Source organism: Anaerohalosphaera lusitana, assembly GCF_002007645.1.
GTDB lineage: Bacteria > Planctomycetota > Phycisphaerae > Sedimentisphaerales > Anaerohalosphaeraceae > Anaerohalosphaera > Anaerohalosphaera lusitana.
The window spans coordinates 872,677-899,257 of sequence record NZ_CP019791.1; the positions used below are offsets into that span (position 1 = coordinate 872,677).

A 26,581-nucleotide genomic window follows, 5' to 3' on the forward strand; every position below is an offset into this window, starting at 1 on the left:
CAGTATTGATATTCAAATTCTCTCGGCTACTTGTCCTCGAGAATGCTGAAAACCTTGAACTTCTTGCCTTCGAGGAATTCCAGGCTCGCGCCGCCGCCGGTACTGACGTGGCTTACCTTGTCCTCGAGACCCATACCGATAACAGCACTCGCGCTGTCACCGCCGCCGATGATGCTCCTCGCGCCCTGCGAAGTAGCATCAGCAACCGCCCGTGCGACAGCCTTGGTACCCTTATCGAACGGCTCCAGCTCGAATACGCCCATCGGACCGTTCCATACGATCGTCTTTGCGTTTTTGAGCTTGTCCGCGAACAATTCCTGTGTCTTGGGCCCGATGTCGACGCCTTCCCAGTCGTCCTCGATATCGCCCTCGACTACCTTGTTCTCAGCATGCGCCTTGAACTCCTGCGCGACTACCGTATCAACCGGCAGAAGAATATCGCAGCCGACTTCCTTGGCTTCCTCGACAAGTGTGCTGGCCTTCTCGACGAAATCATCCTCGCACAGACTCTTGCCGATCTTGTTGCCCTTGGCTTTTGCGAATGTATACGCCATCGCTCCGCCGATCAGGATCGTATCGACTTTGCGCATCAGGTTCTCTATCACGCCGATCTTATCCGAAACCTTCGCACCGCCCAATATAGCGACAAAAGGCTTCTCAGCCGCTTCAACGGTGTCGCCGAGGAACTTGATTTCCTTCTCGATCAAAAATCCGCTTACCCTCGGCTTGTCTTCCATCATGCACGGAACGGTATACATCGAAGCGTTGTCCCTGTGTGCCGTACCGAAAGCATCGCAGACATAGGCATCCGCCAGCTTAGCGATCTGCTTTGCGAAATCGTCCTTCGCCTTACGCAGCTCGGCGTCTTCCTTCGCAGCCTTGTCCTTGATCGTCTCTTCCTTGTGGAACCGCAGGTTTTCCAGCAGCATTACGTCGCCGTCCTTGAGTCCCGCAGCCTTCTGCTCGACCTCTTCGCCGATGCAGTCGCCGGCAAAAACAACGTCCTTGCCCAGCAACTCGCTCAGTCTTTTCGCAACCGGAGCAAGAGAGAACTTGTCGTTCCGCTCACCCTTGGGCCGACCCAGGTGACTCATAAGTATAAGCGATCCGCCTCCGTCCAGCACGTGCTTGATCGTCGGCAGAGCTTTTGTAATTCTCGCATCATTCGTAATGTTGCCGTTATCATCCAGCGGCACATTGAAATCGCAGCGCATCAGGACCTTCTTGCCCTGCACATTGATATCTGCAACTGTCTTCTTGGCCATTTTATTTATCCGCCTTCCCGAAAAATTCAAATGTTTATCGAAGTGGCATCCAGACTTTCAGATCCGCGGGCTCTCACAAAGACATCGAGTCCGCGACATTCATAAAACAAAACGGGCCTGCTCACCTTCGCGAACAGGCCCGGAAATTACGCCATTACATCTTAGCGATCTTTTCGATGATATCAACAGTACGGCAGGAGTAGCCCCACTCGTTGTCGTACCAGCTAATGATCTTGACGAGGTTCTCGCCCATCTTCATGGTCGACAGACCGTCGAAGATGCTCGAATGCGGGTCGCCGATGATGTCGCTGCTTACGATCGGATCTTCTGTGTATGCCAGAATACCCTTGAGCTCGCCCTCAGCAGCCTTCTTGATAGCGGCATTGACGTCTTCGATAGAAGCGTCTTTGTCCAGCTCAGCTACCAGGTCCACACAACTGCCCGTCGGTACTGGTACGCGAAGTGCCATACCGTCCAGCTTGCCGTTCAGATCCGGGATAACCTTACCAACTGCCTTAGCGGCACCGGTCGTCGTCGGGATGATGTTCAGTGCAGCAGCACGCGACCTGCGCATATCGCTGTGGATCATGTCCAGTACGTTCTGGTCGTTCGTGTAACCGTGAACAGTTGTCATTACGCCGCGCTTGATACCGAAAGAATCGTTCAGAACCTTCGCTACAGGTGCAAGACAGTTAGTCGTGCAGCTTGCGTTCGATACGCATTTGGCGTCAGCAGTGAGCGTGTCATCATTTACGCCCAGTACGACTGTCGCGTCGATGTCATCCTTAGCAGGTACGGTCAGAACGACCTTCTTAGCGCCCGCCTTGAGGTGGTCGCCATAGCCGCCCTTGTCCGAAGACTTCGTGCGGAAGATACCGGTGGATTCGACTACAACGTCGACACCCATATCGCCCCATGGCAGTTCCGCGGGATTCTTGATCGCGGTAACCTTGATCTTCTTGCCGTTGATCACGATGCTGTCGCCTTCGACACTGACGTCGCCGTCCCATTTGCCGAAGTTGGTGTCGTACTTGAAAAGGTGAGCAAGACTCTTGGCAGGTGCCAGGTCGTTGATTGCTACCAGTTCTGCGTCACCAGCTCTCTCGATGATAATTCTCGCTACGGCTCTGCCGATACGACCAAAGCCATTAATTGCAACTTTAGTTGCCATAGTTCTTACTCCTTATATAACAGTTCGAACTAAATAAAAAATTTCTCTTTCAGAAGCCGCTTCAACCCAAATGTCAAAACAACTCCTACCCGTCTACCTTACGTGCAGACATAAACAGGCCGTACTTTATGAGACATCGCCCACCTTGTCAAGGCTATAAATGCCATTTGTATCAGTACTGAAACCCACATAATCCCCAATCGATCGCAAATCTATCAAACCGCACCCCTCCAAAGCTTTAGACCTGCCTGCTTCTGTCACTTTTGTCCCGCTCTATCCATCTCAACCCGCAAAACCCGCCTCGTATCCGCCCGCACCTTCGCCTTTTCGCTCGCCCGCAAAGGCCCGACCCACAGAATATCGCCCTCGCTGTCCTCAAAAACAACTACCTCTCCCCGCTCCCGCTCGTTCGCCTTCAGATCCGTCAAAAACTTGCCCACCTTCTTCACCCCTCGCCCCCAGATCGGTCGAAACCTGTCCCCATCCTCCCGACACCGCACCATGATCTCCCCCTCGACCCTGTCCGCATCGAAATACTCTACCCGCCGATCAGCATTACCCTCCACCGCCGCCATATCGACCTCATCCGCCCCCAGCACCTCCGCCCTGATCTCCCATATCCCAAATTGCGTAACTCCCTCCACCGCAAGCACTTGTCTCGCCGGATGCACAGCCTCCCTCTGTTCTCTCACCTTCCCGAAAACGACCATATCCCCCTCGCTCACCACCTCATACCCGCCCGGCAGTTCGATCCGCCCGCTCGCATTCCCAGCTAGCTCAAAAATGCTCTCATAATGCACCCGCGTAATATCCCTCTCCCCGCACCCGATCCGCACGATCGCCCGCCGCGCCACCGCCTGCCGCACCCCCCGCGTCAACTCCGCAAACCCCGCGCGATCCATCACCACCCGATCCCCGCTCTCGGCCCGCACGATCCGCCCCCAGCACCGCTTCGCCTCCCGCTCAATCCGCTCCGTCATCCCCCGCGCCGCCGTACTGAGCCCGAACAGCTCCCGCACCAGATCCCCCTCACTCTCCGCCTCCAGCCCCGGCAAAACCGCGTGCCGGATTCTGTTCCGCGTATAAACCAGCTCATCATTCGTATGATCGTGCCGCCACTCAACCCCCTTATCAGTACAGTAATCCACGATTTCCCGCCTCCGCACGCACAGCAACGGCCGCACATAACGCCTACCCGACCCAAATACCTTCCTCGGCCATATCCCGCCCAGGCCCCGATACCCCGTCCCCCGCATCAGCCGATGCACCACCGTCTCCGCATTGTCATCCATATGATGCGCCGTCGCGATCAATCCGCACCCCAGTTCATCCGCCATCCGCCCCAGCCCCTCCATCCTCAGCCGCCTCGCCGCCGTCTCCGTAGAAACCCGGTGTTTTTTCGCATGACCCACCGTATCCACCGACTCGCTCCGCACCTCAACCCCCATCCGCTCCGCCAATACTTTTACGAACGCCTCGTCCCCGTCCGACGCCGCCCCCCGCAGATTGTGATTGACATGCCCGACCGCAACCTCAAACTCCGCTCCCTCATCCCGCATCGCCTGGAGAACCCGCAAAAGCGCAACCGAATCCGCACCCCCCGAAACCGCCGCCAGCACTCGCTCACCGGCCCCGATCAGCCCCTCCGACCGCACAAAATCCGCAATTTTACGCTCAAATTCGTTCATCTATACCGCATCGCAGCCTACCTGGCCTCAATCAGATTTCGCTTCGCCGGCATCTTTCGGTTCAGGCTCCTCCGCAATAAGCTCCCGGATCGCCGGTATCAGCACATCCGCATGCCGTCTCATCCCCAGATCGTTCGGGTGGACCCCGTCAACCGTCCCGTCCCCATCATCGCCCAGCAGATCACGCCCAGGCAGAAAATGCACGTTTTCAACCCTGTTATCGCCGGCTTTCTCCAGCTCCTCCAGCAGTGCCTCGGTCTTACCCGTCCGCAGCCCCCTGAAATTCGACTGCCCCACAAACAGTATCGGCGTCTCGGCATGCTTGCTGCGTATCTTCCATATAAGGTTCCTCGCCCGTTCCTGGATCGTCTCGTCCTCCGCCCTCGTCAGGTTCCACAGACAGTCCACCACATAAACCTGCGGATCAAGCTCCGCCAGCAGTTCTGCCACCTCAGGCTCCATCCTGCCGTTGCCGCTGAACCCCAGATTGATCAACGGAACACCAAGCTCCCTCTCGATCATCGCCGCAAACGCCATCCCCGGCCGCGAAGCACACGCCCCCTGCGTTATCGACGTACCGTAATAAACGATCGGCTTAGCATCGCTCACATCGGGCTGCTCGAACTTCGCCCCCTCCGGCACACCGATCTGCAAGGACTCGATACCATTATACAGCGGCAGATACAGCTTATACTCCCTCATATTGCCTTTTTCAGCGTCCCAGATATTTACACTACCCGTACTGCTCTTCCCGGTGGGCCTGGCATTGCGCACGTACAACCACTTCCCGTCCGCATTCTTGACATAAAGATCCAGCCCCGAAACCCCCGTCGCCGGCATGTGGTGCATCGCAAGACTGCCGCTTGTAAGTGTCCATTTGAACGATATTTTCCTCGCATCCGTATTGAAATGTATCACCAGCCCCGCTGATTTCAGCGACCGATCCCATACCGGCTTCCGCACCTTCTCCTCAGCACGCTCAGGCAGCCGTGAGTAGGGCGTCGGCGTGTCCGACCAGCCCTTGCCGTCTATCCGAAGCTCGCTCCCGTCACGCCAGACCATCCCCCCGGCCTCCTCGGCAACAGCAACCCCCAAAACAGCAGTTACCAGACCGAACACAAAACACATTCTCAAAAATGACATAAGTTAAACCTTTATAAAATAACCACTTATCGAATTCTAACAAACTACCCGCTATCCATTGAGATACTACGCGATTATAGACACTCACACTCGACAGGTCAACATCCAAAGCCGCAGCCTTGCTTCTGCCAAAAAAACGGGCCCGATCCCACCAAAGGAACCGGGCCCGGCAAATCCCTATTCACGCCGTTATTACTGTGTCACCTGACCCTCGACAGGCTCGGTCTCCTCAACCTCCGGGCTCACCTCCCGCTCCGGCTGCGTCAGTTGCAGTATCCTGTTGCGTGCATATTCCATGTTGTCAAAATAGCTGGACTCTTTCTCAACCGCATCGCGGTAAAGCGTCAACGCCTCCTTACGGTCGTGCAGCCGATGATCCAGCAAAAACGCCGCCCGATATCGCACCGGATAAGGCGTATTCGGATCCCACTTGAACGCACGCTTGTAGTACGTCACAGCGATCTCGTAATTGTCGAAATGCTCATATATCCTGCCCGCGCGATACGCCGCATCATCGACCTTATCGCTTGTCGGATAACGACTTATGACAGCGTTGAACTTCGCCAGCGCCTGCCTCAGCTTGCCCTCATCCGCCAGCACAGGCACAAACGCCGTACTGCGGTAAATGCTCAGCCCCTCGTTGTAAAGCTGATTCGCAGCCTCGATCTCGTTGACCGCCCGCTGACCGATATCAACCGTCTCCGCCGCCATAATATAGCTGTACCGCGGAACCTCGTTCAACGCATCGACCTCCTGCCTTGCCCAGCGAAGTTTTGTAGCATCGCCAGTTCTTTTATAGTAATCCGCCAGCGCCTGCAGCGACTTGCGATACGAGCTCCGCTGTGCCGCCATGTATTCCACCAGCTCAACCTCTTCCGCTGTCGGTGCCGCAAAGCTGATCCCCTCCTGCACGACCCTGCCGCTCGGCTCCTCGTAAAGCTCCTTTTGAACCTGCTCACCGCAACCAGCCGCCATAACCACCAGCAAAATAAGCGTCAAACTGTAAATCGTCTTAGTCATTCTAATCCCTTTCAGTCTCTAATTGCGGGCCGTAACCCGCTTATTTCCCCGAAATCGCCTCCGGTCGGCCCAAAAAACACACGTACCGTCCGCATCAGCCGATTTTCATATATTCCAAAAATACCATCTTACACCACTATGTCAACAGCCCGCACGCCAAACACCGCAAAACCGCCCACATTAGAAGCTGTTTAGTACAATTTATCGTCAAACCGCGCCCAATATCATGAAAAGCTGCGCCCGATAGCCGGATTTTACCACTCCGCCTCAAAAAACGGACTTCCTGTCTTCTTGACCTTCGCCTTATCCCGCGCCTTGATAACCGACTCCGCAATCTCCATATCCGCCTGCTTCGTGATCTTCACGTTCGTCGAATCCGTCTCAACCACATGCACCGCCTCGCCCAGCGCCTCCACCAACTGCGCATCGTCACTTATCGCCGCCTTATCCATCTCGTGCAGCTTCTCATATGCCCGCCTCAGCAGCCCCGCCTCGAACACCTGCGGCGTTTGCGCCTCATACAATCCTCGCCGATCCACCGTCTCCACGATCTTGTCCCCCTCGACCCGCTTGATCGTCGCCACAACCGGACACGCCAGCATCGCCGCCCCCGTCTCGCCGGCCTTTTTGAATACGCCCGACACCCACTCGTCCTTCAGACAGCAACGCACCGAATCATGAACCGCCACCAGGTCAATATCTTCCCGCACCTCCTTCAGCGCATTCTCAACCGTCTCGAACCGCTCGGCCCCGCCATGTACGACCTGCACACCGCAAAAGCCCAGCGTCGCCCCGAAATTGATCTTGATCGACTCCTCATCCTCCGGCGATATCGCCAGTATGATCTGCTTGACCGCCTCATGATTGACGAAAAAATCCACGCTCCGCAGAAAAACCGCCCGCCCGCCGATCTTCACGAAAGGCTTCTTCGTCTTACCCCCGAACCGCTTACCGGCCCCAGCCGCACAGATTATAACCGCCACATTCTTCATGCTGCAAATTCTCCATTTCGCCGCAGTTTACAAAATTCGCCAGCCCAAAACCCGAAAGGGCACCAAAACCCCAATCCAGGCCTCAAAAGGGCTTACAGAAACTACGCCTAAAGATATACGCACCCCGTGCATTTGTAAACCCCAACTTCACCCCATCCACCCCAACAAACCCTTTTTATTCAAACACACCGCCAGTTCTCTACACCCAGCCCCAAACGACCGGTTCTGTCACTGCGAGGAGCGAAGCGACGTGGCAGTCTCAACCGCACAATAAAACTAGCTCGTTCTCCAACCGCACAACCCGACGTCTGTCATCCGCCGCAGGCGGACTCAGAGAATATTGCGGGAGCGGATGTACGCACCCCTTTGTCACCCCGGCCTCCGAGCCGGGGCCCAGAGAACAAGGCGGGAGCGCATGCATGCTCTCCACAGCATCCAGCTAACGCGCCCAGCAATACAACCATGGCGCCAAAACGCGAGCGGCACCTAAGCCTGTCATCCGCCTCACGCGGACCAAGCATGAAATAGCCGTCGCGAAGCGACTCCTTGCGAGTCCCCACGTATCGCCATCGCCATCAACGCCTCGCCTGCCGTCCGCCCCTACCGCACCGGCGCCAGCACCCCCAGCACGATCAGTGCCCCGCACATCAGCACGAACGCCGCCCCCAGCGCAATCCCCATCCACGCCGCCGTCTTACCCGACAGCACCTGCTTGTTCGCCTCCGTAACCTTCACACCAGCAGCACTGACCACTACCCCAAGCACCGCCGCAGCCATCGCGCACCAGAACCACGCAACGTCAATGAAAAGCATCACGAACGCCCCCAGCCCAAGCAAGAACCCCACAACAGCAACCGCCGAAACCCGCCGCCGGTCCCCCATCCCCGCCTCTGCATGCTCAGGCGGTATCGGCTCCGCAGCATCACTGAACGTATCATGCTCCAGCTCTATCCCGCACCGAGAACAAAAATTATCGTTCCCCGTCTCAGCCCCGCACTTATGACATCTCATGATGTTCCTCCAGCAAAAATTATCTCACAGCCTCTCCAGCACCCCGCCATATATTCTAGCAGCTTTCTCCACCTGCTCAAACGAAATACTCTCATCCCGCGTATGCGCCTTCTCCAACTGCCCCGGCCCGATTATCACCGTCTCGCACTGAGCCTCACACAGCAGATTCGCATCCGAATGACTCTTGAACGCCCCCGGATGCCATTCCATCCCCTCGCCCGCATACGCCTTCTCCAGCACCTCCGGCACAAGCCCCGCACCGCTCGCTCGCGACCCCTTCGCCAGCAGCGGAAAATCGATCTCATAATCCGTCACCGATCCGCCCGTCAGACTCTCCCGCACGATCTTCTCCAGCTCACTCGCGAACTGCTTAGGATTCGCGGCAGGGGGGATATGCAGATCGACCCACGCCTCGCAGCTCCCCGGCACAGCAAACCCGGCCTCGCTGCTGTGAATGTCCCGTATATTGAGGATCGCCTCCGGATGCTCCGCCTCGATGATCCCGCCAAGCCTCAGCAGCATCCGCAGCGTACTGAATATCGCGTTATACTCTCTGCCCGCCGTCGCCGCATGCCTCCGCGTCCCGAATACCCGCACCAGCATCTCCATATACCCGTAATGCGCCAGGCACGGCACAAGATTCGTCGGCTCCCCGATGATCGCCCACGGAAACGACCTCGCCTCCAGCAGCGCCGCCGTCCCGTCGCTCGTCTCTTCCTCACCCACCACCAGGAACAGCCCAGCCCGCTCAGGCTTCATCCCCGCCTCGACCGCCGCCACGAACGCCTCCACCATCGCCGCGCACCCGCCTTTCATATCCGCCGTCCCCAGCCCGTATATCAGCCCGTCCTCCTCGTCAAACTCATAGTTCTCGATATCATACGCGGGCACCGTATCGATATGCCCTATGAACGCGATCTCAGGACGCTTGTCCGAAAACACAACCTCCACGTTCCGCCTGCCCTCGCTCACCTCCCGCAGCGTCACCGGCAGACCCTTGTCCAGCAGATACCCCGCCAGGTACTCCCCGATCTCACCCTCCTTGCCGGACGGACTGTAAATATCCACCATATCCCGCATCAGCTCTTTGAGCCGATCCGCCTGTATCTGCACCTTGCCTTCACTCATCAGGACTTCTCACTCTCAAGATTTAACGTCATGTACACATGGTCCACCGGATTGACGAACCCCTTCTGCTCGAAAAACCCGATCGCCTTCTCATTGTCCGCCTGCGTATCCACAAGCAGTATCCGTACCCCCGCATCCTCCATCAGCTTGCGAAACTCATCGAACAACTGACTCGCGATCCCCTGCCTCGCATACGCCGGGTCCACCCCAAGCCATATCAGGTGCCCATAGTTCCACGCCGTCCGCGTCTTCTCGATCGTCGTCCCCATCGCAAACCCAACAACGCGCCCGTCCGACTCCGCCACCAGCATATAATCGCTGTCCACGTTGAACAGATGCGTAACCTCATACTCATCCCACGTGCGATAAAGATTCGAATAATCCTGCGCCGTAAACAGCTTCTCCCCCAGGTAAAATATCGGCGCCAGATCGTCAATGATCGCCCTGCGTATCCGGATCTCCGCCCGCCCGTCTTCATTAGTCAACTGCGTCATCCCTGCTGTCCCCAAAACATATTATTAGCACCAAAACCGGCCCGGCCCAAAACCGGACCCACCAAAGCAAAATAAAAACTAACACGCCGCCCCCAACCTGTCAACCAAAACGAAAATACACTTACCCCACTGCCATTGCAAGGAGTCAAAGGCGACACGGCAGTCTTAACCGTACAATTAAGCTAGCTCGTCCCCAAACCGCATCGACCCGACGCCTGTCATCCGCCGCAGGCGGACCCAGAGAACACAACGAGCACGCATGCACGTCCAAAACAGCATCCGCCAGACGCGCCCAGCAAAACAACCATGGCGCCTAAGCCGCGAGCCCCCAGTATTGTCACTGCGAGGAGCAAAGCGACGTGGCAGTCTCAACCGTACAATAAAGCTGGCTCGACTTCCGCCAGCAGAACGTGCCATCAAACCGCGCCGCCTAAAACTCGATCCCCTTACGCGCCCCCACTCCCCGCTCGAACGGATGCTTCACCTCCCGCATCTCCGTCACCAGGTCCGCCGCGCTAATAAGCTCCTCGCTCGCACCTCGCCCCGTCATCACGATCTCCACACCATCCGCCCGCCGCTCGACAACCTCCTTCACCGCCGCAAACTCCGCCAGCCCGCTGTTCACACAGAACACGATCTCATCCAGCACGATCACCTCGTACGCCTTCTCCGCAGCCAGCCGCCCGACCTCCGCCAGCACCGCACCGACCTCCTCGCGCACCTCCGCCACCGCCGCCGCATCATCCAGCGACCGCCGCATATCCCAGCAATGCTCCAGCACCCGCACCTCGATCCCAAGCTTCTCCGCCGACTTCCGCTCACCCAGCACCAGCGAGTCCGGCTTCAAAAACTGATAGATCAGCACCCGGTTCCCGTGCCCAGCCGCCCGCACCGCAAGCCCAAACGCCGCCGTCGTCTTACCCTTGCCCGCCCCCGTATATATCTGTACCAGTCCTTTCTCGATCATGCCCCCCATAATAGCCGCCCGCCGCACAACCGCAAACCAAAAATTCGAACGACAGCCTAGCCGCGATCATCCAACATTGTCACTGCGAGGAGCCGAAGGCGACGCGGCAGTCTCAACCCCACAATAAAGCTGGCTCGTCCCCAAACCGCACAACCCGACGCCTGTCATCCGCCGCACGCGGACCCAGAGAATGTTGCGGGAGCGGATGTACGCCCCCCCCTTTGTCACCCCGGCCTCAGAGCCGGGGCCCAGAGAACACAACGAGCACGCATGCAGCCAACAAAAAAGCGCGAGCGGCGACTCAGGTTGTCATCCGCCTCAGGCGGACCCAGCATAAAATAGCCGTCGAGAAGCGACTCAATATTTTATCCTAAACCTTCCTTCGTGCTCTTCGTGCCTTTGTGGTGAAATAGCCGCGAGCCCCCACGCCCCCCAAAACACCATCCCCGCAGCGCGCAAAAAAAACGGCATGGCCCTCATCTCGACCATGCCTCACCCAACACTCAACTAATGCGCCAGTCGCTTTCTCCTCAGCTCCCAAATAAAGAACCCTCCTGCGACGGCGCTCGCTCCTCCGAAGCAGCTTCTATATCGTCTCCAACTCCTCATCGAGCAGGCCGTCCTTCGGTGCATCTGCCGGATTGAACGGCAGCGGTTCCGCAAACTGCATCGCAACCTTGCGAACGAATGGCGAAAGCTCTTCCACCCGGCAAACGCTGCCTTCGCGTACAAAGCTTTCCAGGTCGAACGGATCGCTCGCATCACACGTCGGCACTGAAAACCGCGTCGTCACCTTATCGCCGTCCTTCGGACAACGATCGGCATAACACGTAAACGCCGCACCCTGACTCGATACGTCCACCATCTGACCCTGCGCCAGCATATCGCTCAAAGTTTCCGCATACCATACCGGCCAACTGTAACGCAGACGAGCTTCCCTTCTCTGTTCGTTTGTTTCAACCTGATTCATTTTTCTTATCTCCATATTAGAACCTGTTTACGTGCCCCTCGCATCGGCGTTCCCAACCCCAAGCTTCACCACAAATTCTCCCCCAAAAGCGCAAACCAACCCCAAAAACCTCAAAAACAGCAACGAAACCCCGCAAAACACCCCCCAGCCCAAAAATTACAGGACCTAAACCCCCGCAAAACCAGACTCCCCAACCAACCCCAAAACCCAACAGTCCGATAACCCCCCCCATAGCATTACCCGAAAAGTTGTGATTTGACAGCAGGCCGGGATTGATTACACTTCGGACGGCGAGGTTAGCGACTGGATTGACGTTGTGATTTGACAGCAGGCCGGGATTGATTACACTCAAGATCCTACCACTGACACCGACCCACCAGTTGTGATTTGACAGCAGGCCGGGATTGATTACACTATACTTTCCGCTGCCGCTTCTCGCATTTCCGTTGTGATTTGACAGCAGGCCGGGATTGATTACACTAAGTTGGTTGAACTTTTCATCTTCACTAGCGTTGTGATTTGACAGCAGGCCGGGATTGATTACACTCCGTCCAGCGACACACTCTCCAGTGCCGAAGTTGTGATTTGACAGCAGGCCGGGATTGATTACACTAGCTAATCCGTAAATCGCTGTCAGACATGACCTTACGGCCGCCCAGCTCAAAATAATTCGAGCTGTTTGGGCGCGGCCGGGGTTGGTTTGCGCTTTTTACCCCAGAAAATTTCCATCCGTCCGTACTGCTTATCCGTGATCTGAAGCAGCCGAACCTCACCCTCGGGCGGCAAAAAACCTTTGACTCTCTTGTAATGTACCTGGGCATTTTCCTCACTCGCACAGTGCCGAACATACACAGAATATTGTACCATGGCGAACCCGTCCTTCATAAGCCTTTTCCGGAAAATAGTATAATCTTTCCGCGCCCTCTTGGTATCCGTCGGCAAATCAAACATCGCAAAAAGCCACACTGCTCTGTACCCGCTTAAATTTCGATTTTCGGTAGTTCCAGACATTTCCCTTCTCCTGCAAAAACACGCTGCAAAGAAGCTGCCGTCCGATGAAGACCCACCATCAACGGCCCCTTATACCCACCGATCTCAACCTGCTCATAAAGAACCTCCAGCAACTCAGCCTTCATCTCCTGCGTTAGTTCCTCAACCTCTTCAAATTCATTGCACATCACCCGCACCCTCGCCTCGACAAAACCCCTGAACGGTTCGAGCAGATCGTCAGCAAGACAATACGCATTATACTTGTTTCGATGATGTATCCCCAGCGTAGGCAGCAGACCCGCACAGCAGAGCGACCTCGCAACCGCCGCCCGCATAACCGTATAACCGTAATTAAGCATATTGTTCGGCGGCCCCCCGAACCGCTCACGTTTGAATTTTATCCCCTCCGCAAACACTCCCCAATACCTCCTGCTCGCCTGCGCCTCCACATTATCCGGATCACCCGACCGCACCCGCTCTGCCATCCCCTTTAGTGCGCTGACCGCAAGCTCGTCCTCAGAGATCACCTTCGCCTGGTGCAGTATCTTCGCACGCACGATCTGCTGCCAAAGCCTTTTCTTCACCGGCTTCTTCGCATCGATCTGATTACGAAACCTCTCACACTGCAGCGTATTGCTCTCGATAGGCAGAAGCATCCCCACCGGATGATGTTTGCCGTTGCACAGAACTACCGCGCACCCGCACTCCAGCAGCTTCGTGAAAACGCTGTGCGTGTAAGTGACCGCCGGATGATCGACCAGCAGCACCCCCATATCCTCGCACGGAATGCGCCCGCATTCCTGCCTGCCCTCGCTGATGACAAGCTGCTCGTGCTTAATTGATAAATGCCTCCGTGCAGATGATATCTCAACTACACGTTTAATCACCCGCTCTTCTAACCCTCCCCAATGGATCGAGCGTAATCTTTTGCATCAAACGCTCTTTCAGTGCTTTCAAGGACTGAAGCCTCCATTCTCTACGCAATGCTTTCTTTTCTTTATCACTCAAGTTCCTCACATCACCCACAGACAGCGGACGCACTTCCATGTCAAAGGTAGGCTGCGTCGAGATACTTAAAACAAAAACCTTTCTAGCTGTTCCGCTCTTATTTTTCATAACGAGTGATTCCCGCTTGGACAGCGACATAATGAATCTGGCTTCTGGATAGTCAGGATGTTGTCTAGAAATTATCGGTTGCTTGTTTTTCACACGTTGCCCGGCTTCCCATATAGTATACCCTTTGCAAACGTATTCATCCTTGCCACCTACGGTGTGCACAAATATCTCAACGTGATGGTTTTCACCCGGTTTAACCCATACAGAATTATCTAACGAATTTCCGTTCTTATTGCTTCTCTCTAACTTTATCATATTGCTGCTGTTTTCCCATATTCTCACCTTCTTAACCGGCACCGGCTCGCCATTCTTATTCTCCAGCTTCAACGGCTTCGCAAAAGCATCTTTCGCCTTTCCGCCGTACTCTTTTAACCGAGCAAGAGCCATGTCCCGTATCTCGGGATCGCAGATGTTCTCGGCAGAAGTTTTTGTAATGTCAGAAAGATTTTTCCTTGTAACGAATTTGCCTGCATGCAACCCATGTGCAATTTTCCCGTAGTGTGTTCCACCATGCAGGGCTCCCTTTACCTTCCGCTGCACGCGATGCGACACATTGATTTTCTCCACCGCCGATGCGAGCTCCTCGCCAAATCCCTCCCACGGCTCAGCTATCGCTGCATACTTGGGCCTCTTCGGCCAGTTGTCCTGCAGCACCCTCGTTATCCGCTGGATCATCCCCGGCGTCGTCACTGCCACCACCGCCGCATCCACCGCATGATGTCGCAGGTCGTCCCGATTCTTCGGCCCAAGCTCCCCGTCCCGCAATATCGCGTTAAGCTGCCAAAGGTTTCGCAATTCAAAAGTTATCTTGCCGCTCGCCGTCCGCACACTCTGATCCGCGTAATCCGCCGGATACAGCCGCTTCAGATACGCCCTCACCTCCCGCGCAATATATGACGTATCCCGGATCAACCTCTCAGGCTGATACTTCTCCTCGATCTCCTCGTTGAGCACACCAAACCGCTCCCACTTCTCTTTGGAAAAATTAAACGAGTTCCTGCTCATCGCCTCCGTAATCTTCCGCCACTTCGCGCTGTTCTCCCCCAGCCATGAAATAGGCGTATTCTGCCCCTTCTCCTGATTCTCACCTGCAAAACAAACTACCTTGTTCGCCATCGTATTATCAAGGCTCATCGAGTAGGGCAGTATATGATCGATCTCAACCTCGCGAGACAGCACCTCCCCCAAAGTTATCTTCTTGCAACGGTACGGACAATAATGGTTCTGCTCCTCCCACAGACGCCACTTCATCACATCCGTATTCGACACCCGCACATCATCCGACCACCCCCTCATCTCCCGTATCTTGTCCTTCGCCTTCTCCTTGTCCTTCAAATTGTCCGACTGCTTCTTTAGTATCTCCTGCCGTCTCTCCTTGCTGGCTTTCAGTTCGCGTGTCGTCTCTATCACGATCCGCTCGGGCGGCCCGACCTCCTTGATCAGCAGGTTCACTATCTTGCGCATTTGGAACATCACCGTCTGAACCACCGGATTAGGTATCGCAAAGCCATGCGCCTTGTCCGGCACCGGCAGCAATCCGTGCTGCTCATGCTTCTTCGACAATCCCGCCTCCTGTATCGCCGTATAAAGGTCCTTCCCCTCTTCCATCAAAGGCACGATCTTGTTCAGAGCCGCCTTGCTGTAACTGCACGTCCCGACAGGTTCTTTCAGCTTGTCCGTCCAGTTGTCCTTCTTGAACTCCAATCCATACTCACCCACACGCGCTTCGACATCATCCGCACTCAATGACTCATCCAGGTAACTCCGCAGCAACCCCCACACTTCATCCTTCTGCTGCTCCGTCAAACCCAGCCACGCCTTCTTCTGAAAAAATGATGCGCTCACCATCATCGAATCTATCTCATTGCCCCTGATCTTTTCCTTAGGCCGATACTCCAGATTCAGCTTCACATAATCCGCGTCCTTGCCCCAAATCTTTTTCCGCATAGCTTCATAAGACTTGTCCTTACTCGCCGAAAGCGAATTAACAAGCACCTCTCGTTCAGCGTCACACAGATCCCGCGATTCCTTGCCATCCTCAACCCGTAGATCGTTTACCTTCTGCAGCGTTCTAAACTTCTGCGCGATCCGTTCCGAGTATCCGCACCGAACCTTGCCGGGCATCAGCGAACACATACCGATCACCTTCTTCTTTTTCGTCTTCGTGAGTTCAAAAGGTATCTGATCGAACAATATCCCTTCCAGCTCCTTGTAAAATCCGTGCGTAAAGATCTCCGGATAATGCGCACTCTGCACCGCCCATATACGCCCCAGCTCTTCCTGGTAATGCTTACGTTGAGCTAGCCACTTAAAATTGTCCCGCCTGTTGCGGATCGGCTCCGACGATCCATCACTCAATTTGTCATACCAGAATTCCCCCAGCGTCTGCCCGTCAAGCTGCGCCTCCAGCCGATCCTTCGCCTTCTTCATGTCCGTTCCCTTGGCGTCCTCATCGATCGGCTTCCTGCGATTGCTTTTGAATCCCCTCCGCTTGGCAAAGTGCAAAAGTATTCGCGCAAATTCCTCCGGCTCAAGTTTTTCAGAAACACCCTTCGCCCGCAATTCATAAGGATCCATCTGCTGCACCTCATCCACCGGCTGCCCGTTAAGCAATCCTTGAGATTTTAGCAGTCCGATCAATTTCAGCCGTCTCGCCCGCGCCCGCCTAAGCCTTCGCCTGACCGAACGTTTATCCCTACGTTTCTTATTATTGGACTGCTCCCTTTTTTTACCCTGACCATAATTAATGACTCCTACCGGAAATATCCGCGAACCCATCGCAGGAACCTTCTCACCATTGTCATCCAGCGTCAACAAACCGACAGGCCGTTCATTCTCATCTACCTCGATCGCCGCCCATCCGATAGAAGTCGGTCCCAGATCAAGTCCAAGCACATAACCCATAAAGAAGTCTCCATTCCAAATAAAATAAAATCTACTTGATTTTACATTTTTCCCTTGCAAATTCAAGCAATATCCGGTTTAATACCAATAGTGTAATTAATCTCGGCCTGCTTCTTTTCATAACAAGAGAAAAGTCGAAGGCAGCCCGCTCCGGCGGGCGCTCTGCGGAGCAACCTAAAGCGCATCCCTTCGGGGAGGCGCTTTTTTTGTTTCATCACGCAAAATGATCCAACCGCCCACCTAGCACTCATAACTAAACACGAAAAAACAAAAAAATACACACCGACTCCAAAACACTTCATCCCAAAAAATCCCAAACCCCTACCCCGTGTTGATCATGATTCTCATTATTGATAAAACAGCCCTCCAGCCCTTTTCTTCGTGCTCCTTCGTGCCCTTCGTGGTAAAAACTGTCTTTAAAAAATCTCCCACTTGACAGGTAGGAAACAGCCTGTCAGCTTTTGCCCACTTTTACCCCATTTTTACCCCACCTATATACCACTTTTGCTCGTTTTTACCCTACTTTTGCCCCCTCAAAATCACCCGAAATCAGCCGATTTCACCCAATGTCCTATTTACCAGGTGTCCACTCTCGGCACTTTTACCCAAATCCGAAGGAGGAAAACACCCATTTTTCAAGAGCGAAATACCCACAGTTTCCCAGCCGACCCCCATTTCAACCCGCCTCACTGGGCAATATCCCCCACAAGCCCAAAACCGCCCCAAACTGCATACTGATCCAGCCCGAAACACATCCAAAAGATCAAAACGCACCAAACCAGTCTACATATTTCCACACCATAACCCCGCACAAAATGACAGTATCTGCCCCTCAAATATACTTACACCCCCATTTCGACCGCAAAACGCAACCAAACGCGACACAAAACACCACCCAGGCGAGCACCACAGCAGCCCAACTGCCCTGATCCGCCCAAAAAAAACACGACAGCCCGATAACTCACCGATTTTCAGCCCTGTTTCCCGATTTTTTGCTGTTCAAACCGCATTTATGCCGACATAATCCTTGAAGACATGCTGAAAATCGCTCCCTCCAGCCGAATATCGTTCTATATCGAAGTGGTCGTGCTCATTCTCATGGCCACAGGCACCGCCTTCGTATTCTCAGCGGGCGCTAACCTCAGTTCAGAGCTGGACTTATCTCAATTCTACAAATTCACTACACTAAAGCAGATACTCTTTTTCCCCCTCGCCGTCGCGGTAATGTACACGGCCTCATACATCGATTATCGCCGCTTCAGCTTCACCCGCGCAGGCGCCTGGCGGTCATTCACTCCATATCTGTTAATCCTTGCTATAGCACTACTTACGTTAGTTCTAATCCCCGGCATAGGCGTCGAACGCAACTACTCCCGCCGCTGGCTGGAGCTGCCGTTGGGCCCCGCAGCCGTCAGTTTTCAGCCCTCGGAACTGGCAAAATGGGCAGTCGTATTCTTCTTTGCAGCCTTCCTGGACCGCTATCGCGACAGTATGAGTCTGTATTTCAAACGCTTCGTCCCGCTCTGTGTTGTAGCGGGTATCGTCTGTGCTCTGATCGTGACGCAAGACTTTGGCACAGCAGCACTTATAGCACTTCTTGCATTCCTGATGCTGCTGGCCGGCCGAGCGAAATGGTGGCATTTTCTCACCCCCTTACCCGTTGTTGTGCCCATGTTCACATACGCGATCATGAGCTCACCCACCCGTATCAACCGCATAACGCGGTTTCTGGACCCTGACCAGATGTATCATCAGGCCAGGCAGTCTCTGATCGCCATAAGTACCGGCGGCATATGGGGTAAGGGTTTCGGTCGCGGCATTTTCAAGTACGGCCACCTGCCCGAAGACACCACCGATTTCATCTTCGCGGTCATCTGCGAGGAGATGGGATTCGTCGGCGGCGTGTGCATCATCCTGCTTTTCGCGCTGCTGCTGGTGCTGGGAATCATTCTGGTATGCCGCTGTAAGTGCCTGTTCGGTAAGCTCTTAGCGACCGGTATCATTCTTAGCATCACCATACAGGCCGCACTGAATATCGGTGTCGTAACCGTAGTTTTGCCCACCAAGGGCATCCCGCTGCCTTTCATCAGCGCGGGCGGTACCAGCATGCTGCTGACCGCTGCGATGGTGGGCGTGCTGCTGAACATCGCACGACAAACCTCTGCCGGGGAAAGACTTACGTCAGATTCCGCTCTGGCCGACAGGTCCTGGGTCACCACCCAAAAGAGCGTTGGCAATGCTGAAAACGGGGTTTTGTGTGATGGCTGAGGGGGATGTCAGGCACTATTTCTTCGCGGGCGGCGGTACTGGCGGGCATATCTATCCCGCTCTGGCGGTGGCGCAGCAGCTTGCGAAGATCGATCCTGACGCGAAAATACATTTCTTTTGCAGTACCCGAGATATCGATGCGCAAATCCTTTCTAAATCAGGGTTTAGCTATACGCCGGTGGAGGCCCGGGGGTTGTCGTCACGGCCCGTTGATATGGCGAAATTCGTGGTTTCGCTGGTAAAGGGTCGCAAATTCGCGACGTGCCAGCTTAGGTCCGTGCGCGAGAATTCGGTTGTGATCGGTGTAGGCGGATTCGCTTCTGCGCCGGTAGTGCTTGCTGCTAAAGGACTTAGCATTCCCGTGGTGATGCTCAATACCGACCTTGTGCCGGGCAAGGCAAACCGTTTTCTGGCCAGGTATGCCCAGCGGATATTCGTTCAGTTCGAAGATTCCGCAAAATATTTTAAGACCAATGCCACAATAGAAGTAACCGGCTGTCCGCTTCGTGAGGAATTGCTGGAGGCGTGCGGCGCACATCGCAGGCAGAACTCATCGCACACATCGCAGGGGAGTAATGCGGGTGCGGACGCGAAGGATCAGCAGGGCGGCGATACGTCTCGTGGACATGGTCCACCCTACATAAACGACTATAAGAAAAGGGCTTATGAGAAGTTCGGGCTGGATGCGGGCAAGAAGACTTTGCTTATTACGGGGGCTTCGAGCGGGTGCGTGAATATCAATAAGGCTATGTCGCGGATACTGTATCGGCTGGGAAAATTTGCGGACGAGTGGCAGATCGTGCACCTGGCGGGGCGCGCAAACTATGATGAGGTAAGGGGTTACTACGAAAATGAGCCGCTGGAATGTAAGGTGCTGGACTACTGCGATGAGATGGGGGAGCTGTATGCTGCGGCGGATCTGCTGGTGGGTCGGGCCGGCGCGGTGAGTGTGGCTGAGTACGCGGCGTGCGGGGTTCCGGCGGTGTGTCTGCCTTATCCGTATCATAAGGACAAGCACCAGTATTTAAATGCGCAGAAACTGGTGGACGCGGGCGCGGCAGTTATAGTTGATGATCGGCCCGATGATAATATAAAAACGGCTGATGAACTTTTTATACAGCTTGAAAAGCTGATGAGTGATTATAAACTTCGTGAGCAGATGGGGGAGGACTCTATAAAAATAGCTAGGCCGGATGCTAGTCTTAAAATCGCAGACTGTGTTGCCGATATATTAAAAACGCTTTGTAAAAAGTAGTTTTAAACTTCTACTTTTAATGTTGCTCGGTTTTTTAATAAGGAATCGCTTCGCGATGCTGTTTTATGCTGGGTCCGTCAAAGGCTGATGACAAGGAGGACTGTTCTATGTCGGCTCCCTGGTCAAGCCCTGGATGATAACGCGTGAGGGATGCGTTTGCGAGACGGGCCAGCTTTGTTGTACGGTTGAGATTGCCGCGTCGCCTTCGGCTCCTCGCAATGACAAAATTAGTTGGGCCGTCGCGTCGGGTTGGTTCGGATATGTTGCTAATCGGCTGTTGTGTTTGTCGGGGTAGCGGTTGGTTTTTGGGGTTTGTCTTTTATGATCGCGATGGGGCCTTTGCCGTGGGTTATTTTGGCGAGTTGTTTTTTGTTGGGGTCGTAGATGCAGATCTGGTCGCCTCTTAGATACTTGAGGTTGAAGGGGTAGATGCCGAGTTGGAAAAGGGCCTTGTCCGTGGGGAGGTGGGTTGCGTTTTTTGGTAGCCAGCCGCCGAAGGGTGTGGTGAAGGCGACTCTTTCGCTTTGCTCGGTTTTTGTGTTCTTTGCGGTGAGGCCCATGAGGGACCAGATGCTTGTTTTAAATTTCCAAGGGCTGGACTGGGCTGGTCCGAGTTTCGGGACATCTGTCGGGCTGAACCAATAGCGTGTGCGGTACTCTTCGAGGTCATGTTCGAGGTCGCGTTCGGTCGGGGCGGCGGTTTTTGTGAATGACTCGGCGATGAGTATAGTTTCTGAGTCGCGGTAGTCCTTGTCGGACGTGATGCATGCATAGAGGTCATAGGTGCCGTCGTTGTTTTCTGAGTGGCGGACGAAGAGGTAGTCGCCGTAGCCTTTGGAGTTGAGGTCGAAGGTTTTGGAGGGTGCGGCATCCGCGGTGAGTGAACGAGAGTATACATCGCCGTCATCAGAGGATATATAATACATAGTGACGTGCTGGGGGAGGGACATTTCGGATAAATCCACGATCTGGTTATCGGTATAAAGGTTTGCAGTTGAGGTGAGTGAATACCAGCCGAAGATTATAAAATGTGATATTGTTTGAACGATGAGCGTGCCCTTGAGGGAGCGGGGGAGCCAGCGGGGTTTGCGCCAGAAGCTGAGGGCGACGAAGGGGTATTCGAGCAAAAGCGTGAGAATGTAGGTGAGGGCGACCATTTTCCAGAAGTAGGGCCAGACCTGCGAGAGGCCGAGTGACTGGGTGGGTATTAAATCGTATATTATAAAAACGCCTGCCCAGGCGGAGAGATAGTTGGCCAGTATCATGAGGATGACGGCGAGGTTCTTTTTGGTTTTGAAAAAATGGACGAGCAGGAGGCCTTCGAAGATGCCCAGGAAAAGATTACCGAAGAACAGGTGGAGGAAGCTGGACCACATGAGCGGTGTGCCGGAGTTTGCGTGGGCGGTGGAGGTTATGGCGAGGATGAGGGCTACTGGGAGGATGGTCTGTTTTCTGCTCGTGATGGTGATCTTGGTGAGCTTGCGAGTATTGTTTTGTTCAGGCATTTGTTGACTCTGGGTTTTGCGGGTGGTTTTCATTTAAATTTTGCGGTTGCAGGGTTTGTTTGATGCCAGCGGCGGCTCCTATCAGGATCATTGTGATTCCGCCGAGGATGCAGGCTGTATCTGCGTATTCGGGCATAGGTGCTGAAATGCGAACGTTAATGTCCTTTTTAAGCTGGGTCGCTGACTGTGATACCAGGTGTGTGACCAAGTCGTTGTGGATATAGGGAACTGTGATAAGAAAAGTGCCGCAGATTATGAGAGTGACGGCGATGGATGATTTCATATTTTCTCCTCGTTTGAGTTTTGTTGTAGTGGATGCAATATAGCTTTTGTGTGTCGTGGTTGTCAAGGTTTTTTGGTGTTTTCATCACAAAACGCGAAGGTCATGAAGGGTGAGAAGGGGAAAGAAGTTTTCTTGTTATGGGTGAGCCAGCTTTATTGAGCGTTTGAGATCGCCACGTCGCTTCGCTCCTCGCGATGACAGGTTTTTACGTTTTTGCGTCATGGTTTTTGTGCAGGGCGGGTAGGGTTGTGGCTGTTTTGTACGTGCATGCGTGCTCGTTTTGTTCTCATGGTCCGCCTGGGGCGGACGGCAGGCGTTGGGTTAATGTGGCTTAGGACGAGCTAGCTTTATTGTACGGTTGAGATCGCCACGTCGTCTTCGGCTCCTCGCGATGACAGGTTTTTACGTTTTTGCGTCATGGTTTTTGTGCGGGGCGGGTAGGGTTGTGGGTGTATTGGACGTGCATGCTCGCTCGTTTTGTTCTCTGGGTACGTCTGGGGCAGATGGCAGGCGTTGGGTTAATGTGGCTTAGGACGAGCCAGCGTTATTGAACGTTTGAGATCGCCACGTCGCTTCGCTCCTCGCGATGACAGGTTTTTACGTTTTTGCGACATGGTCGTTATATAGGATGGGCAGGCTTGTGGTTGCTTTGGGCGTGCATGCGCACTCGTTTTGTTCTCTTGGTCCGCCTGCGGCGGATGACAGGAGTCGGGTTAATGTGGCTTAGGACGAGCTAGCTTTATTGTACGGTTGAGATCGCCACGGCGCCTTCGGCTTCTCGCGATGACAGGTTTTTACGTTTTTGCGACATGGTCGTTCTGCGGGGTGGGTAGGCTTGTGGCTGCTTTGGGCGTGCATGCGCACTCGTTGTGTTCTCTTGGTCCGCCTGCGGCGGATGACAGGGGTCGGGTTAATGTGGCTTAGGACGAGCTATCTTTATTGTACGGTTGAGATCGCCACGGCGCCTTCGGCTTCTCGCGATAACAGAACCGGGGGGGGCTCGCGTTTTTTTGACTTTATGCTTTTGGTGAGCGTGCTGCTGTTATTGCGTTAGTTTGCGGTTTGTGTTGTGTTCTATGGGCCTGTCTGAGTGGGATGATAACGGATGAGTTATGCGTTTGAGGGAGTAGCCAGCTTTATTGGATGTTTGGGATCGCCACGTCGCTTCGCTCCTCGCGATGACAAAAGGGAAAAGAGGGGGTCGGTTTGTTGTGGTTTTGGGGGCTGGATGTGGGAGTATTGGCTTGCAAATGCGGGGTTTTGGGGCTATATTCTGGGTTTGTATGTCGTTTCGGCGGCAGGGTTTAGTTTTTCGTTTATATAGTATTGAATCTATGTTCGGGGCCGGGTTATTGCGGTCCGTTTTTGATTTTGCAAGGAGAATTCATGCGTTACAGCAAGGCACTTATACCTACGGTCAAGGAAACACCTTCGGATGCGGAGATAGTCAGTCATCAGTTGATGCTGCGGGCGGGGCTGATGCGGAAGATCGCGAGCGGGACGTATATGTATCTGCCAGCGGGTATGCGGGTGCTTAACAAGGTGATGAATATCGTGCGGGAGGAGATGGACAGGTCCGGGGCGCAGGAGAGTCTTGCGCCGTGTGTGCATCCGATCGAGCTGTGGCAGCAGACGGGTCGGGACGTGGATTACGGTGAGACGCTGGGGACGTTTACGGATCGGCACGGGCGGGGGAACGTGCTGGCGCCGACGGCTGAGGAGGCGTTTACGTTTCTGGGAGCGAGCGAGATCAATTCGTACAAGCAGTTGCCGTTGAATCTGTATCAGATCAGCTTTAAGTATCGCGATGAGTTTCGGCCGAGGTTCGGTGTGCTGCGGTCGCGTGAGTTTATCATGAAGGATGCGTACAGTTTTCATCCGGACGATGAGTGTCTGCAGAAGACGTATATGGAAATGTATGATGCGTATTGCAGGATATTTGAGCGGGCGGGCGTGGATTATGTGATCGTCGAGGCGGAGACGGGTGAGATGGGCGGAAGCGGGTCGCATCAGTTTACCGTGCCCTGTGAGAACGGCGAGGATGTGATCGTTTATACGGAAGAAGGCGGGCGGGCGTGGAACATCGAGAAGGCGCCGGTCGATCCCCCTGTGAAGGTTGAGGCGGTAGATGTGGGTGCGATGGAGGATGTGCATACGCCGGGCGTTGGGACGATCGAGGAGGTTTGCAGGTTCTTGAAGACGCAGGCGAGCGAGATGATCAAGACGCTGATACTGAAGACGGCGGAGGGGGAAGTCGTGGGCGTTCTGCTGCGGGGCGATCATGAGCTGAACGACGAGAAGATCACGCAGTTGCTGGGCGGGGTCGGTTATGAGATGGCGGACGATGCGACGGTGTTCGATGTGACGGGTGCGGCGGTTGGGTTTGCAGGGCCGGTGGGACTGGCTGAGAACGTGAGCCGGGTGTTCGTGGATCCGGGGGTTGCTGCGATGGGCGCGGGGATCAGCGGTGCGAACAAGACTGACTATCATGTGAAGAATGTTGTGCCGGGGCGCGACTTTGCGATCGAGGGCGAGAAGGTACAGGTTGCGGATGTGCGGAACGCGGTTGAGGGTGATACGTATGACGGTAAGCCTTTGAAGTTCAAACGTGGGATCGAGGTTGGGCAGGTGTTCAAGCTGGGCACGAAATACAGCGAGAAGCTCGGGGCGAAGTTCCTGGATGCGGACGGGGTTGAGAAGCCTTGCCTGATGGGATGCTATGGTATTGGGATCAACAGGATCATGGCGAGTGCGATCGAGCTGGGCAATGACGATAACGGGATCATCTGGCCGATCAGTATCGCGCCGTGGGAGGTGATCATTACGCTGGCCGGTGCGACGGACGAGATCGTGGAAGCGGGCGAGAAGCTGTATAACGAGTTGACGGCGGCGGGGGTTGAGGTGCTGCTGGATGATCGTGATGTGCGTGCGGGCGTGAAGTTCAAGGATGCGGATCTGCTGGGGATACCGGTGCGGGTGACGATCGGGAAGAAGAGCCTGGCGGATGGTAAGGTCGAGATGAAGCTGCGGACGGCGAGTGAGCGTGAGGATATGGAGCTGGACAAGGCGAGCGAGGAGGTTGCTGGGCTGGTGAAGACGATGAAGGCTGAGCTGGCGGAGGGGAAGGAGTAGGTTGGTTAGGATGCGGGGGGGGGACTCGCAAGGAGTCGCTTCGCGACAGCTATTTTATGCTGGGTCCCGGGTCAAGCCCGGGATGACAACATGGGTCGCCGCTCGCGTTTTTTGCGCCATGGTTGTTTTGCTGGGCGCGTTAGCGGGATGCTGTTGAGAGCGTGCATGCGTGCTAGTGATGTTCTCTGGGTCCGCCTGCGGCGGATGGCGGGCGTCGGGTTGGTGCTCGCGTTTTGTTTTTGGCTGCATGCGTTTGGTTAGCGTGCTGTTGTTATCGAATTCGTTTTGCGGTTGGCGTTACGTTCTCTGGATCCCAAATCAAGTTTGGGATGACAGACTTTGCGCTATGCGGTTGACGTTTTAAAATATGAAGTCGCTTTGCGAGGGCTGTTTTATGCTGGGTCCGCCTTCGGCGGATGACAGTTTTTTGAGTGATGCTGTTGTTTTTTGCAGGTGAGAGATTGTGGGAAGTTGGTCGGCCTGAGCCGGTAAAGTTGATAGTTGGGATATTGGGGGCGGATGAGGAGTGTCTGCGCTTTGCGCGGGAGCGGGTGGAGGACGAGTTCGGGGAGCTGGATTTTGTGAGCGAGGTGTGGGCGTTCGATCAGACGCGATATTATGAGGACGAGCTGGGGGAGCGGCCTTTGCGGCAGTTCGTTAGTGTGGGTGAGCTGGTCGATCCGGGGAGGCTTGCGGGGATAAAGCATGCGGCGAACGATATGGAGCGGGAGCTGGCGGATGAGGTCGGGGGTGAGCTGGGGCGGCCTGTGAATCTGGATCCGGGGTACTTGGAGCCGGCGAAGCTGGTGCTGGCGTCGACGAAGAATTTTGCGCATCGGATTTATATCGGCGAGGGGATGTATGCGGAGATTACGCTGGGGTATCGGCGAGGTGAGTGGCTGGGGTTTGAGTACAGTTTTCCGGATTACAAGGGCGGGCGGTATCATGCGTTTTTGAGCAAGGTGCGTGCTCGGCTGGTGGAGCAGTTGCGGGAGATGCGGCGCGGTGGGTGAGGCGTAATGTTTTGCGGCTGGCGTTTTGTGGGGACTCGCGGCTGGGTCGCCGCTCGCGTTTTTTGGGCGTGCTTGTGGGTGATTGGCGTGGTATATTGGGGGTGGAGTGTTGCGGCTGGCGTTGCGTGGGGACTCGTGTGGAGTCGCTTCGCGACGGTTTTTTTATGCTGGGTCCCGGATCGGGGTCCGGGATGACAACCTGAGTCGACGCTCGCGTTTTTTGGCGTGCATGTGTTTTGGGGGCGTGGTATATAGGTGTGTGTGAT

The 26,581-nt window shown here is 54.9% G+C and carries 20 protein-coding genes and 1 CRISPR repeat array; of the genes, 4 read left to right on the forward strand and 16 right to left on the reverse strand.

What is annotated here, in order from left to right; genetic code table 11:
- Positions 1-26: 26 nt before the first annotated feature.
- From STSP2_RS03785 to cas9, 14 genes are all read right to left on the reverse strand, one after another.
- Positions 27-1,265, reverse strand: coding sequence for a phosphoglycerate kinase (locus STSP2_RS03785; RefSeq protein WP_146659992.1), 1,239 nt, complete (start codon positions 1,263-1,265; stop codon positions 27-29).
- A gap of 154 nt (positions 1,266-1,419) precedes the next feature.
- Positions 1,420-2,436: a type I glyceraldehyde-3-phosphate dehydrogenase gene (gene gap, locus STSP2_RS03790; RefSeq protein ID WP_146659993.1), complete on the reverse strand. Its 1,017-nt coding sequence runs from the start codon at positions 2,434-2,436 to the stop codon at positions 1,420-1,422.
- 257 nt (positions 2,437-2,693) lie between these two features.
- Positions 2,694-4,124, reverse strand: coding sequence for a tRNA lysidine(34) synthetase TilS (gene tilS, locus STSP2_RS03795; RefSeq protein ID WP_146659995.1), 1,431 nt, complete (start codon positions 4,122-4,124; stop codon positions 2,694-2,696).
- Positions 4,125-4,151: 27 nt separating this feature from the next.
- Positions 4,152-5,267 (reverse strand): SGNH/GDSL hydrolase family protein, encoded by a 1,116-nt coding sequence (locus tag STSP2_RS03800; protein ID WP_146659996.1) that lies wholly within the window; start codon positions 5,265-5,267, stop codon positions 4,152-4,154.
- A gap of 192 nt (positions 5,268-5,459) precedes the next feature.
- Positions 5,460-6,287, reverse strand: a complete 828-nt coding sequence (locus STSP2_RS03805; protein WP_146659998.1) for a tetratricopeptide repeat protein — start codon at positions 6,285-6,287, stop codon at positions 5,460-5,462.
- Between the two features lie 254 nt (positions 6,288-6,541).
- Positions 6,542-7,279, reverse strand: coding sequence for a 2-C-methyl-D-erythritol 4-phosphate cytidylyltransferase (gene ispD / locus STSP2_RS03810; protein WP_146660000.1), 738 nt, complete (start codon positions 7,277-7,279; stop codon positions 6,542-6,544).
- Positions 7,280-7,879: 600 nt separating this feature from the next.
- Positions 7,880-8,290, reverse strand: coding sequence for a hypothetical protein (locus tag STSP2_RS03815; protein WP_146660001.1), 411 nt, complete (start codon positions 8,288-8,290; stop codon positions 7,880-7,882).
- A gap of 24 nt (positions 8,291-8,314) precedes the next feature.
- On the reverse strand, positions 8,315-9,418 hold the full coding sequence (locus tag STSP2_RS03820; RefSeq protein WP_146660003.1) for a M20 family metallopeptidase: 1,104 nt from the start codon (positions 9,416-9,418) through the stop codon (positions 8,315-8,317).
- Positions 9,418-9,912 (reverse strand): GNAT family N-acetyltransferase, encoded by a 495-nt coding sequence (locus STSP2_RS03825; protein WP_146660005.1) that lies wholly within the window; start codon positions 9,910-9,912, stop codon positions 9,418-9,420. Before STSP2_RS03825 ends, STSP2_RS03820 begins: the two co-directional genes overlap by 1 nt.
- A 430-nt stretch (positions 9,913-10,342) precedes the next feature.
- Entirely contained in the window at positions 10,343-10,879 is a 537-nt protein-coding gene (locus STSP2_RS03830; RefSeq protein WP_205847993.1) for a cob(I)yrinic acid a,c-diamide adenosyltransferase, read from the reverse strand.
- Positions 10,880-11,465: 586 nt separating this feature from the next.
- Positions 11,466-11,849, reverse strand: a complete 384-nt coding sequence (locus tag STSP2_RS03835) for a hypothetical protein (protein WP_146660009.1) — start codon at positions 11,847-11,849, stop codon at positions 11,466-11,468.
- A 247-nt stretch (positions 11,850-12,096) separates the two neighbouring features.
- Positions 12,097-12,462: a CRISPR direct-repeat array (repeat unit 36 nt; unit sequence GTTGTGATTTGACAGCAGGCCGGGATTGATTACACT).
- A 47-nt stretch (positions 12,463-12,509) separates the two neighbouring features.
- Complete coding sequence (gene cas2, locus STSP2_RS03840) at positions 12,510-12,860, reverse strand: CRISPR-associated endonuclease Cas2 (RefSeq protein ID WP_146660010.1); 351 nt, start codon at positions 12,858-12,860, stop codon at positions 12,510-12,512.
- Positions 12,830-13,726, reverse strand: coding sequence for a type II CRISPR-associated endonuclease Cas1 (gene cas1, locus STSP2_RS03845; RefSeq protein ID WP_169852959.1), 897 nt, complete (start codon positions 13,724-13,726; stop codon positions 12,830-12,832). The genes cas2 and cas1 overlap by 31 nt, the downstream gene beginning before the upstream one ends.
- Entirely contained in the window at positions 13,719-16,859 is a 3,141-nt protein-coding gene (cas9, locus tag STSP2_RS03850) for a type II CRISPR RNA-guided endonuclease Cas9 (RefSeq protein WP_146660014.1), read from the reverse strand. Before cas9 ends, cas1 begins: the two co-directional genes overlap by 8 nt.
- A gap of 1,035 nt (positions 16,860-17,894) precedes the next feature.
- Between cas9 and STSP2_RS03855 the strand changes: the two genes are divergently transcribed.
- Positions 17,895-19,127 (forward strand): FtsW/RodA/SpoVE family cell cycle protein, encoded by a 1,233-nt coding sequence (locus tag STSP2_RS03855; protein WP_146660016.1) that lies wholly within the window; start codon positions 17,895-17,897, stop codon positions 19,125-19,127.
- On the forward strand, positions 19,096-20,382 hold the full coding sequence (locus STSP2_RS03860; protein ID WP_169852960.1) for a UDP-N-acetylglucosamine--N-acetylmuramyl-(pentapeptide) pyrophosphoryl-undecaprenol N-acetylglucosamine transferase: 1,287 nt from the start codon (positions 19,096-19,098) through the stop codon (positions 20,380-20,382). The genes STSP2_RS03855 and STSP2_RS03860 overlap by 32 nt, the downstream gene beginning before the upstream one ends.
- Positions 20,383-20,648: 266 nt before the next feature.
- Here STSP2_RS03860 and STSP2_RS03865 read toward each other — a convergent pair whose 3' ends face one another.
- Together STSP2_RS03865 and STSP2_RS03870 are read right to left on the reverse strand one after the other, a co-directional pair.
- Positions 20,649-21,887, reverse strand: coding sequence for a hypothetical protein (locus STSP2_RS03865; RefSeq protein WP_146660020.1), 1,239 nt, complete (start codon positions 21,885-21,887; stop codon positions 20,649-20,651).
- Positions 21,880-22,170 (reverse strand): hypothetical protein, encoded by a 291-nt coding sequence (locus tag STSP2_RS03870; protein ID WP_146660022.1) that lies wholly within the window; start codon positions 22,168-22,170, stop codon positions 21,880-21,882. The genes STSP2_RS03865 and STSP2_RS03870 overlap by 8 nt, the downstream gene beginning before the upstream one ends.
- Before the next feature lie 1,386 nt (positions 22,171-23,556).
- Between STSP2_RS03870 and STSP2_RS03875 the strand changes: the two genes are divergently transcribed.
- Together STSP2_RS03875 and STSP2_RS03880 are read left to right on the forward strand one after the other, a co-directional pair.
- Positions 23,557-25,302, forward strand: coding sequence for a proline--tRNA ligase (locus STSP2_RS03875; protein WP_146660024.1), 1,746 nt, complete (start codon positions 23,557-23,559; stop codon positions 25,300-25,302).
- A 434-nt stretch (positions 25,303-25,736) separates the two neighbouring features.
- A complete protein-coding gene (locus STSP2_RS03880; protein ID WP_236782745.1) occupies positions 25,737-26,315 on the forward strand; it encodes a DUF4416 family protein in 579 nt (192 codons plus the stop codon).
- The last annotated feature ends 266 nt before the right edge of the window (positions 26,316-26,581 follow it).

What these genes read in the sequence shown, in the direction of transcription:
- STSP2_RS03785 (WP_146659992.1), bottom strand. Translation starts at nt 1,265, where the DNA reads ATGGCCAAGAAGACAGTTGCAGATATCAATGTGCAGGGCAAGAAGGTC.
- gap (WP_146659993.1), bottom strand. Translation starts at nt 2,436, where the DNA reads ATGGCAACTAAAGTTGCAATTAATGGCTTTGGTCGTATCGGCAGAGCC.
- tilS (WP_146659995.1), bottom strand. Translation starts at nt 4,124, where the DNA reads ATGAACGAATTTGAGCGTAAAATTGCGGATTTTGTGCGGTCGGAGGGG.
- STSP2_RS03800 (WP_146659996.1), bottom strand. Translation starts at nt 5,267, where the DNA reads ATGTCATTTTTGAGAATGTGTTTTGTGTTCGGTCTGGTAACTGCTGTT.
- STSP2_RS03805 (WP_146659998.1), bottom strand. Translation starts at nt 6,287, where the DNA reads ATGACTAAGACGATTTACAGTTTGACGCTTATTTTGCTGGTGGTTATG.
- ispD (WP_146660000.1), bottom strand. Translation starts at nt 7,279, where the DNA reads ATGAAGAATGTGGCGGTTATAATCTGTGCGGCTGGGGCCGGTAAGCGG.
- STSP2_RS03815 (WP_146660001.1), bottom strand. Translation starts at nt 8,290, where the DNA reads ATGAGATGTCATAAGTGCGGGGCTGAGACGGGGAACGATAATTTTTGT.
- STSP2_RS03820 (WP_146660003.1), bottom strand. Translation starts at nt 9,418, where the DNA reads ATGAGTGAAGGCAAGGTGCAGATACAGGCGGATCGGCTCAAAGAGCTG.
- STSP2_RS03825 (WP_146660005.1), bottom strand. Translation starts at nt 9,912, where the DNA reads ATGACGCAGTTGACTAATGAAGACGGGCGGGCGGAGATCCGGATACGC.
- STSP2_RS03830 (WP_205847993.1), bottom strand. Translation starts at nt 10,879, where the DNA reads ATGATCGAGAAAGGACTGGTACAGATATATACGGGGGCGGGCAAGGGT.
- STSP2_RS03835 (WP_146660009.1), bottom strand. Translation starts at nt 11,849, where the DNA reads ATGAATCAGGTTGAAACAAACGAACAGAGAAGGGAAGCTCGTCTGCGT.
- cas2 (WP_146660010.1), bottom strand. Translation starts at nt 12,860, where the DNA reads ATGTCTGGAACTACCGAAAATCGAAATTTAAGCGGGTACAGAGCAGTG.
- cas9 (WP_146660014.1), bottom strand. Translation starts at nt 16,859, where the DNA reads ATGGGTTATGTGCTTGGACTTGATCTGGGACCGACTTCTATCGGATGG.
- STSP2_RS03855 (WP_146660016.1), top strand. Translation starts at nt 17,895, where the DNA reads ATGCTGAAAATCGCTCCCTCCAGCCGAATATCGTTCTATATCGAAGTG.
- STSP2_RS03860 (WP_169852960.1), top strand. Translation starts at nt 19,096, where the DNA reads ATGCTGAAAACGGGGTTTTGTGTGATGGCTGAGGGGGATGTCAGGCAC.
- STSP2_RS03865 (WP_146660020.1), bottom strand. Translation starts at nt 21,887, where the DNA reads ATGCCTGAACAAAACAATACTCGCAAGCTCACCAAGATCACCATCACG.
- STSP2_RS03870 (WP_146660022.1), bottom strand. Translation starts at nt 22,170, where the DNA reads ATGAAATCATCCATCGCCGTCACTCTCATAATCTGCGGCACTTTTCTT.
- STSP2_RS03875 (WP_146660024.1), top strand. Translation starts at nt 23,557, where the DNA reads ATGCGTTACAGCAAGGCACTTATACCTACGGTCAAGGAAACACCTTCG.
- STSP2_RS03880 (WP_236782745.1), top strand. Translation starts at nt 25,737, where the DNA reads ATGCTGTTGTTTTTTGCAGGTGAGAGATTGTGGGAAGTTGGTCGGCCT.